This is a genomic window from Streptomyces sp. (assembly GCF_035644915.1).
Taxonomy (GTDB): Bacteria; Actinomycetota; Actinomycetes; order Streptomycetales; family Streptomycetaceae; genus Streptomyces.
This window is the reverse complement of sequence record NZ_DASQNP010000069.1, coordinates 1-8,660: the sequence shown is the minus strand read 5'-3', so window position 1 is coordinate 8,660 and position 8,660 is coordinate 1. Positions and strand designations below refer to the sequence as shown.

Annotated in this window: 6 protein-coding genes; 2 read left to right on the top strand and 4 right to left on the bottom strand. The window is 76.5% G+C overall.

Translation table 11 applies throughout. From position 1 onward, the window contains the following. Positions 1 to 825, bottom strand: an 825-nt coding sequence (locus tag VE546_RS06960; RefSeq protein WP_324919654.1) for an SCO6745 family protein, incomplete at its 3' end; no start/stop codon positions are given. 509 nt (positions 826 to 1,334) lie between these two features. On the opposite strand from VE546_RS06960, the gene VE546_RS06955 reads away from it, so the two are divergent. Further along, positions 1,335 to 2,738 carry a hypothetical protein gene (locus tag VE546_RS06955; protein ID WP_324919652.1) on the top strand — a complete coding sequence of 468 codons (1,404 nt, stop codon included), beginning with the start codon at positions 1,335 to 1,337 and terminating at the stop codon, positions 2,736 to 2,738. A 24-nt stretch (positions 2,739 to 2,762) separates the two neighbouring features. Here VE546_RS06955 and VE546_RS06950 read toward each other — a convergent pair whose 3' ends face one another. Beyond that, positions 2,763 to 3,341, bottom strand: coding sequence for an NAD(P)H oxidoreductase (locus VE546_RS06950; RefSeq protein ID WP_324919650.1), 579 nt, complete (start codon positions 3,339 to 3,341; stop codon positions 2,763 to 2,765). Continuing rightward, entirely contained in the window at positions 3,338 to 4,351 is a 1,014-nt protein-coding gene (locus VE546_RS06945; protein ID WP_324919648.1) for an NADP-dependent oxidoreductase, read from the bottom strand. Before VE546_RS06945 ends, VE546_RS06950 begins: the two co-directional genes overlap by 4 nt. Before the next feature lie 120 nt (positions 4,352 to 4,471). Here VE546_RS06945 and VE546_RS06940 point away from each other — a divergent pair, with 120 nt between their 5' ends. Continuing rightward, a complete protein-coding gene (locus VE546_RS06940) occupies positions 4,472 to 7,876 on the top strand; it encodes an AfsR/SARP family transcriptional regulator (RefSeq protein ID WP_324919646.1) in 3,405 nt (1,134 codons plus the stop codon). Positions 7,877 to 7,891: 15 nt separating this feature from the next. On the opposite strand, the gene VE546_RS06935 is transcribed toward VE546_RS06940, so the two are convergent. Then, entirely contained in the window at positions 7,892 to 8,464 is a 573-nt protein-coding gene (locus tag VE546_RS06935; RefSeq protein ID WP_324919656.1) for a TetR/AcrR family transcriptional regulator, read from the bottom strand. Positions 8,465 to 8,660 lie beyond the last annotated feature (196 nt).

Here is an 8,660-nt window from a genome sequence, read left to right as displayed (position 1 = left end):
CTGGGCGGCGCAGGCCCGGGCGAGCGGGGACAGGAGGGCGGACAGCCCGGCCGCCGCGTCCGGTGCCAGGTCCCGCCAGGGGCGTTCGGCCGCCCGGTCCGTCGCCTCCTCGGCCTCGCGCAGGACGCGGCGGCCCGCGTCCGTCGCCGCGCCGTCGGCCCCGAGCAGTCCGCGTTCCTCCAGCCGGTGCCGGGCCGCCTCCCACTGCCCGTCCGTCCAGCCCCGGTACGGCTGGAGTTCGGCGCGCGGCAGGCCGGTGGCCGCGCGCAGCACGAGCGCCTCGCAGCCGTCGAGCCCGGCGGCCAGCAGGGCGGCCACGTGGCCGTCGCCGCGGTGCTCCCGCAGCAGGGTCGTGGCGTGCCACAGCCGCTCGAACGGGTCGTCCGGAACCGGCACGGCGGTGTTGGCGGCCGCCAGCACCCGCCCGGCGCAGTCCAGCCCGGTGGCGAGCGGTGTCAGCAGGTCCGCGGCCCGTTCGGCCTCGGCCTCGCGTCCGGCCAGCAGCCGCCGCAGCGCGGCGGCCGCCCCGGCCCCGCGCACCGCCAGGGCGGTGCCGGGCGTGACCACCTCCCACACCCCCGGCAGGGCGCGGGCCACCATCGGCGGGGCGAAGGCGAAGAAGGCCGCCACCACCGGTTCCGGGCCGACGGCGCCCAGCGGGGCGGCCCGGCCCGCGAAGTAGCCGCGCCAGAAACCGCGCAGCCCCGCCTCCCGGAAGGCGGCCGCGGCCTCCGGCGCGAAGTAGGTGACCGCGTGGATCGGTTCGAACAGCTCCCACATGGCGCGGGCGCCGGGCGCGCCCGCGCCGGCGGTGCGGTCGGTCATGCCTCTCCTCCCCGGTACCGGCGCCCCGCCCCGCTGTGGCGGCACGCTCCGGTCCGGCCATGGTCGCCCCCTTTCGCGGGCGCCGGAAAGGGGCCGTACGGCCCCGTGCCGTCAGGTTCGGGCCGCCTCCTCCCGCTCCGATCCCGCCGGGGCCCCGCGGAGGAAGGCGTCCAGGCCCGCGCCGGCGGCGCAGGCCCGGGCGAGCGGCGGCAGGAGAGCGGACAGCCCGGCCGCCGTGTCCGGTGCCGGCTCCCGCCGGAGGGCGTCCGGCCGTCCGGCCCGTCGCCTCCCCGGCCTCGCATCGCGCTGCAGAAAGTGCGGGAGCCACTCGCGGACGATCGCGGGACCCACCCGGAGGTCGCCCGATGGGATGGGGACGATCCGGTGCAGAAGAGCGCCGTGTCAACCGCAGGAAGAACACAGAAGGGGCGCTTGGGAAACCGGGTTCCCCGCCGGTGTTCTGATCCGTTCACCGGCGGGAGAGTCCACCTGGTGGGCACCATACGTGTGTGAACGGTAACGCCATGCTCCCGTCAGGTCCGCCCGCACCTCTCCCCAAGCGCCGGAACGCTGTTCTGCGGCTGTACGACGCACCTGTCCACCGGGACTGGCTGTTCTGGACGACCGTCGGCTGGGGAGTCCTGGCGGCCATCTCCATCCCGACGAGCGACGAGCCCACGCCGCCGAGCCCCCTGCCCGTATGGCTGGACACCCTGCTGGCCATCGTCGTCATGATCGCCACTTTCGGTCTGCTGCCCGCCTGGCTCCGGCTGCTCTACCGACGCTGGCGGTGGCACCGACGGCAGCGGCCGGCCCCGGTCTCCGCGCCCCGGCCGAACCCGGCTTCCACACCCCGGTCGGCCTCGGCACAGCCGCACGCGTCGGCTTCCCCGCGTCCGCCGGTTCCTTCCCCTCGCCGAGACCCCGCCACGCCCCCGCCCCCGGCCGCCGACGAGCCCCGGCCGGAGGCACCCGGCGGCGGCCGTCGCACTCCGACGGCCTCTCGCCATGACCTGGCCACCTCTTCCGTCCTGGCCCACATGCGCGAGTCGCTGCCGCACCCCGTTGCCCGCGCCGTGCGTTCACTGCAGCGAGCACACACCGACAGGGACCGCTACGAGGCTCTGCTCGGCACCGCCGAGATTCTCGCCGCCACGGCCAGTGTGACGGTGGCGGCCCTGCTCAACCACGAACGCACGGCCGGAAGCGGCAGGGCCGATCAGGAAAGTGCGGGAGAACGCAACCTCGCCGCGCTGCGCAGCGCCTACACGGCGAAGGGCGTCATGTTCGGCACCTGGACGAACTGGCTCGGCGGTCTGGGCCCCCTGGCCGAAGCCCGCCCCGGCCTGGTTCCCGGTCTGCGGGACGCCCTGCAGGACGTGCCCGACGACCCGGGGCTCGTCGGGCACCTCAACGCCCTGCGGGAGGAACGCAACCGGGCGGCGCACGGCGACAAGCCGCAGAGCAACCAGGAGGCCGCCGTACGGGTGGCCGAGCACGCACACCACCTCGAACGCGCGCTGGAACGGGCGCGCTTCCTGGAGTCCTTTCCCTGGCTGCTCACCGTCTCCTGCTCGTACCAGCCGCGGACCCGTACCTATCAGGTGGCCGCCGACCACGTGGTAGGCGATCACCCCGACTTCGAGCGCCGGACGTTCACGCTGGACGAACCCGTCGGCAACGACATGCTGTACCTGCAGACGCCGGACGGACCGGTCCCGCTCTCGCCCTTCGCGTCCGCCGGCTTCTGCTCGCAGTGCCGCCAAGTGGAGATCTGCTACACCTACAAGGCCGGAAGGCAGGAGGGTCACGCCACGCTCAAGAGCTTCACCAGCGGGCACGACATCCCCGCCCCCGAACTGGCCGAGGAAATCCGTGCCCTCCCCGAGCGGGCACGCGACGGCCGGCGGTGACGAGCCGACCGAACCCGGCCGCCTTCACCGGAGGAAGGCGTCCAGGCCCGCGCCGGCGGCGGCGAGCGCCGTCTCGCCCGCGGTCAGGGAGTCGTACACGAAGTGGACCGGGGCGTCGTCGATGCCGCAGAACCCGGAGATCCCGGTGCTCAGCACGTGGGCGACCGTCCTGTCCCAGCCCAGTTCGGCGAACTGGTCGCGGGAGTAGCTGACCAGGCCGAGCCAGAGCATCCGCTTGCCCCGCAGCCGGGTGCGGCCGTAGGCGAAGCCGTGGTTCCACACCCGGTCGACCCATCCCTTGAGGACGGCCGGCAGCCCGAACCACCACAGGGGGAAGACCACCACGATCACATCGGCGGCGGCCATGCGCCGCATGTGGGCCCGGACCTCCTCGGAGTACGCCTTGCCGGGGTCCGCCCAGTCCGGCTCGTCCACCGTGGTCATCCGGGGGTCGAAGCCCTCGCGGTGCAGGTCGAGCACGTCGACCGCGAAGCCGTCGGCCTCGAGCCGGGCCCGGGCCCGGTCGGCGACCTGCGCGGTCAGGGAGTCCGGGCGGTGGTGGGCGAAGACGAGCAGGGCGCGCCCGGCGCTCCGGGCCGTCACCGCTCCTCCCTCAGCCTGACCAGCATCTTTCCGGTGTTGGCGCCGCGCAGCACGCCCAGGAACGCCTCGGGCGCCCGCTCGATGCCCTCGACGACGGTCTCCTCGGTGCGCAGCGTGCCGTCGGCCAGCCAGCCGGCGGCCTTGGCGGTCCACTCGGGGAGGAGGTCGAGGTGGTTGGTGACGAGCATGCCGCGCAGGGTGACCTCCCGGGCCGCGGACGCGAAGAGGTTGTCGGGGCCCGGCACCGGCCCGGTGGCGTCGTAGGTGCTGATCGCGCCGACCAGGGCGATCCGCCCGCCGAAGCGCATCGCGTCGATCGCCGCCCGGAGGTGGTCGCCGCCCACGTTGTCCAGGTAGACGTCGATGCCCTCGGGCGCGGCCTTGGCGAGCTGTTCGCCGATCCGCCCCTGGTGGCGGTCGATGGCCGCGTCGAAGCCGAACACGTCCAGGAGCCCGGCGGTCTTGCGGGGGCCGCCCGCCGAGCCGATCACCCGGGAGGCGCCCAGCTTCCTGGCCAGTTGCCCGGCCACGCTGCCGACCGCGCCGGCCGCGGCGGAGACGAGGACGACGTCGCCCTCCCGCACCGGCGCGGTCCGGGTGAACGCGGCGTAGGCGGTGAGGCCCGTCGGGCCCAGCGGCCCGAGGTACGCCCGCGCCGGGGCGAGCGAGGTGTCGACGACGGTCGCCTCCGCCGCGTCCAGGACCGCGTACTCGCGCCAGCCGAGGAAGTGCGAGACGGTCGCCCCGACCGGCACGGACGCGGAGCGGGAGGCGACCACCTCGCCGACCGCGCCGCCCTCCAGCGGGGCGCCGATCTCGAAGGGGGCGATGTAGGAGGGCCCGTCGTTCATGCGGCCGCGCATGTAGGGGTCCACCGACATCCAGGTGTTCCGGACCAGGACCTGGCCCTCCTCCGGTTCGGGGACCTCGGTGACGGCCGGCTCGAAGTTCTCCGGACCCGGCTCGCCCACGGGGCGGGAGGCGAGCCGGATCTCGCGGGACACGGTCATGGGACCGCTCCTTCCAAAGGTGCGTGAGAGGTACCGGAACACCGTGCGCGGAGCCGCGCACGGTCGGCCGACGGTCCGCGCACGCCCGCCTGCGGGGCACGCACGCACTAGCGTGAAGTCATGCGTTTCGAGGTGCTGGGACCGGTGACGGTGCGGACGGAGGACGGGAGTCCCGTCGCCGTCCCCGGGGCGAAGGTCCGCGCGCTGCTCGCCGACCTCCTGGTGCACCACGGGCGCCCGGTGCCGGTGGACCGGCTGGTGGACGACCTGTGGGGCGACACCCCGCCCGGCGACCCCGCCAACACCCTGCAGACCAAGGTCTCGCTGCTGCGCCGCGTCCTGGACCGGGCCGAGGAGGGCGCCCGCGCCCTGGTGGCGTACGGTCCGGCCGGCTACGCGCTCCGCGTGCCGGACGAGGCGGTGGACTCCGGCCGGTTCGCGGCCCTGACGGCCCGCGCGCGGCGGGAGTCCGATCCGCGCGCCAGGGCGTCCCTGCTGGCGGACGCGCTGCGGCTGTGGCGCGGCGGAGCGTTCGCCGACGTCCGGGACGCCCCCTTCGCCCGGGCCGCGATCGCCCGGCTGGAGGAGCAGCGGCTCACCGCGCTGGAGGAGCTGGCCGAGCTCCGGCTGGAGACGGGCGAACACGTCCTGCCGGCGGACGAGTTGGGGGACGCGGTCGCGGACCACCCCCTGCGCGAGCGGCTGCGGGCCGCCCACATGCTGGCCCTCTACCGCGCCGGGCGGCAGAACGAGGCGCTCGACGCCTACGCCGACATACGGCGGCGGCTCGCCGAGGAGCTGGGCGTCGACCCGGGCGCCCGGCTCACCGCGCTCCACCAGGCGATCCTGCGCCAGGACCCGGACCTCGCCCCGGCCGCCCCGGCCGCCGCGACCAGTCCGGTCACCGCTGTCGGCCCGGCCGGCACGGACGCCCCGGTCGGCACCGGTGCCCCGGACGCCGCGGGCGTACGGCCGCGGACGAACCTGCCCGCGCCGGTGAGTTCGCTGGTCGGGCGGCGGGAGGCGGTCGCCCGGGTGTGCGCCCTGGTCGCGGCGGGCCGGCTGGTCACGCTCACCGGGCCCGGCGGCGTCGGCAAGACGCGGCTCGCGCTGGAGGCGGCGGCACGGCTCGCGGACGCCGAGGCCGAGGCGGACGCGGACGCGGGCGCGGACGTGGACGCGGGCGGGGGCGTCTGTCCCGACGGCGTCTGGTTCGTCGAGCTCGCGGGAGCCGCCGCGGCGGCGGACGCGACCGCGGAGACCGTGGCGGACACGGTCGCGGCCGTCCTCGGCGTACGCGACGACACCGCCGCGCAGGGGTTCCGTTCCGCCGCCAAGGCCGGTACGTCCGGTACGGCCGACACGGTTCTGGAACGGCTCGCCGGGGCGCTCGCCACGCGCCGCCTCCTCCTCGTCCTCGACAACTGCGAGCACCTCGTCGAGCCGGTCGCCGCGCTCGTCGGACGGTTGCTGCGCCGGGCCCCCGGGGTGCGCGTCCTGGCCACCAGCCGGGAGCCCCTGGCGGTCTCCGGCGAGGTCGTCGAGGCCGTCGCGCCGCTGACCGAGGCCGAGGCCGTGGAGCTGTTCGCCGCCCGCGCCGCGGCCGCCGCGCCCGGTTTCGCCCTGGGCTCGGGGAACGCCGGGGCCGTCGCCCTCATCTGCCGCCGCCTCGACGGCATCCCCCTCGCCCTGGAGCTGGCCGCCACCCGCGTCCGGGCCCTGGGCGTGCACGCCCTGGCGGACCGCCTGCACGACCGCTTCCGGCTGCTCAGCCAGGCGCACCGGGACGCACCGGCGCGGCAGCGGACCCTGCGCGCGGCGATCGACTGGAGCTGGGAGCCGCTGTCCCCGCCGGAGCGGGCCGTCCTGCGCCGGCTGGCCGTGTTCGCCGGGGGATTCACGCTGGAGGCCGCGGAGTCGGTGTGCGCCGCGGTCGGCGCACCGGACGGCGGTGCGGCGGAGGTGCGCGCCGGCGACGTGCTCGACCTCGTCACCCGGCTCGTCGACCGCTCCCTGGTCGTCCCGGCGTACGACACCGGCACCGACGCCGACGCCGGTACCGACGGCGGCACCGGCCTCCGCCACCGGCTGCTCGAATCGGTCGCCGCCTACGGCCTGGAACGGCTCGACGAGGCGGGCGAGACCGCGTCCGCCCGGCGCGCGCACGCCCTCCACTACGCCGACCTCGCCGAACGCGCCGCGCCCCGGCTGCACGGCCGCGACCAGCGCCACTGGCTGCGCGTCCTGGACGCCGAGGCGCCCAACCTGCGCGCGGCGCTCGACCACGCCGCATCGGACGGCACCACCGGCACCGCGCTGCGCCTGGTCAACGCCCTGTCCTGGTACTGGTACCTGCGCGGACGCGTGGGCGAGGGGCTCAGGTCGCTGGACGCCGCGCTGGAGCGCGCGGACGCCCGGGACGCCGGCCACGCCGGGGCCCGCGCCCGGCGGGCCGCGTTCGCCCTGCTCGCCGGGGACGGCTCGGGAGCCGGGCACTCGGGAGCCGGGGAGAGGTTCGACGGGGCCGACGCGCGGGGCCGGTGGTTCCTCGCCTTCGCCCGCTGCGGGTTCGCCGACGAGACGGGCGACGACGGTCTCGCCGGGCTGGCCGACGAGTTCCGGGCGCGCGGCGACCGCTGGGGCGAGGCCGCCGCGCTCGGCGTCCGGGCCACCCAGTCCCTCTACCGGGGCGATCTCGCCGCGCTGCGCCGGGACGCCGAGCGGAGCGCCGTCCTCTTCGCCGAACTCGGCGACTGCTGGGGCCAGTTGCAGGCGTCGGAGCAGCTCGGCATGCTCGCCGAGATCACCGGCGACTACGGGACCGCGGCCCGCCTGCACCGGGAGGGCGTGCGCGACGCGGAGGAGCTGCGGATGTGGACGCACGTCTCCTACCGGCTGTCCGGACTGGGCCGCATCGCCCTGCTGACCGGCGACGACACCCGGGCCGCGGAGCTCCACGAGCGCGCCCGGCGCCTCGCGGCCGAGCACGCGAACCGCCCTGCGGAGCAGTTCGCCGAGTACGGCCTCGCCCTCGGCGAGCGCCTCCGCGGCGACCTCGACGCGGCCGAGGCCCGGCTGCTGCCCTGGCTGGAGTGGGACCGCCGCCTCGGCGTGGACGCCGGCACCGCGCTGATCCTCGCCCAGCTCGGCTACCTCGCCGAACAGCGCGGCGACGCGGAACGCGCCGAGGCGCTCCACCTGGAGGGGCTGGCGACGGCCCGCCGGACCGGCGACCCGCGCGCCGTGGCGCTCGCCGTCGAGGGCCTGGCCGGCGCCCGGTCGGTCGCCGGCCGCCACCGGGAGGCCGCCTCCCTGCTCGGCACGGCCGCCGCCCTCCGGGAGTCCGTCCACGCGCCCCTTCCCCGGGCCGAACGCCTCGACGTCGACCGCGCCGCCGCCCGGGCCCGCGCGGCCCTGGGCGAGGACGGCTTCGCGGCCGCCTTCGTCCGCGGCCGGACGCTCACGGTCGACGACCAGCTCCGCCGCCTCGGCACCGGCCTGGACCGTACGGCGGCGGCAGTGTGACACCGGCGCGACGGCTCAGCCGTCCCCGTCCCCGGACGGCCCCCTGGCCGCGAGGTCGGCCAGCAGGGCCGAGATCACGCGCTCGGTGGCGGCGGCCATGTCCACCGAGTCCGGCGCGAGCAGCCACTGGACCTGCAGGCCGTCCATGACGGCGATGACGGCGCTGGCCACGGTCTCGACGTCCAGGTCGGCGCGCACCTCGCCCAGCTCGCAGGCCTCCGACAGCGCGTCGGCCACCATCGAGCGCAGGCCGTCGTAGCGGGCACGGAAGTACTCCTGCGCCGGGTGATCGTCGGTCACGCTCTCCGCCGAGAGCACGGTGTACAGGCGCACGATGCCCTCGCGCTCGGCGTTGCGGCGGACGGTGTCGACCAGGTGGCGCAGGAAGGCGAGGCCGCGGGGGCGGTCGGGCCCGAGCTGCTCGATGTCGGTCTGGTCGCGCAGCTCCAGGACGCTGGTGAGCAGCAGGGCCTTGGAGCGGAAGTAGTGCAGCACCCCGGCCTGGGTGAGCCCGGCGCGGTCGGCGATCTCGGCCAGCGACGCGTTGTTGTACCCGCGGGCGGCGAACGTCTCCATGGCGATGCGCAGGATCTCCTGGCGTCGCCGCCGGGCTTCCGGGCTCCGTGGAGTACGCGGAGTGCGAGGCCGTGGCGCCCCGCCCGCCTTCTTCGCGCTCACCGGCCGCAGTCTACGGGCCTCCCCGATCACCGGTCACCGCTCGGCCGGGGTCCGGACGGAAGGCCCGGGGCGGGACCGGACAGGACTCGGACAGGACTCGGACAGG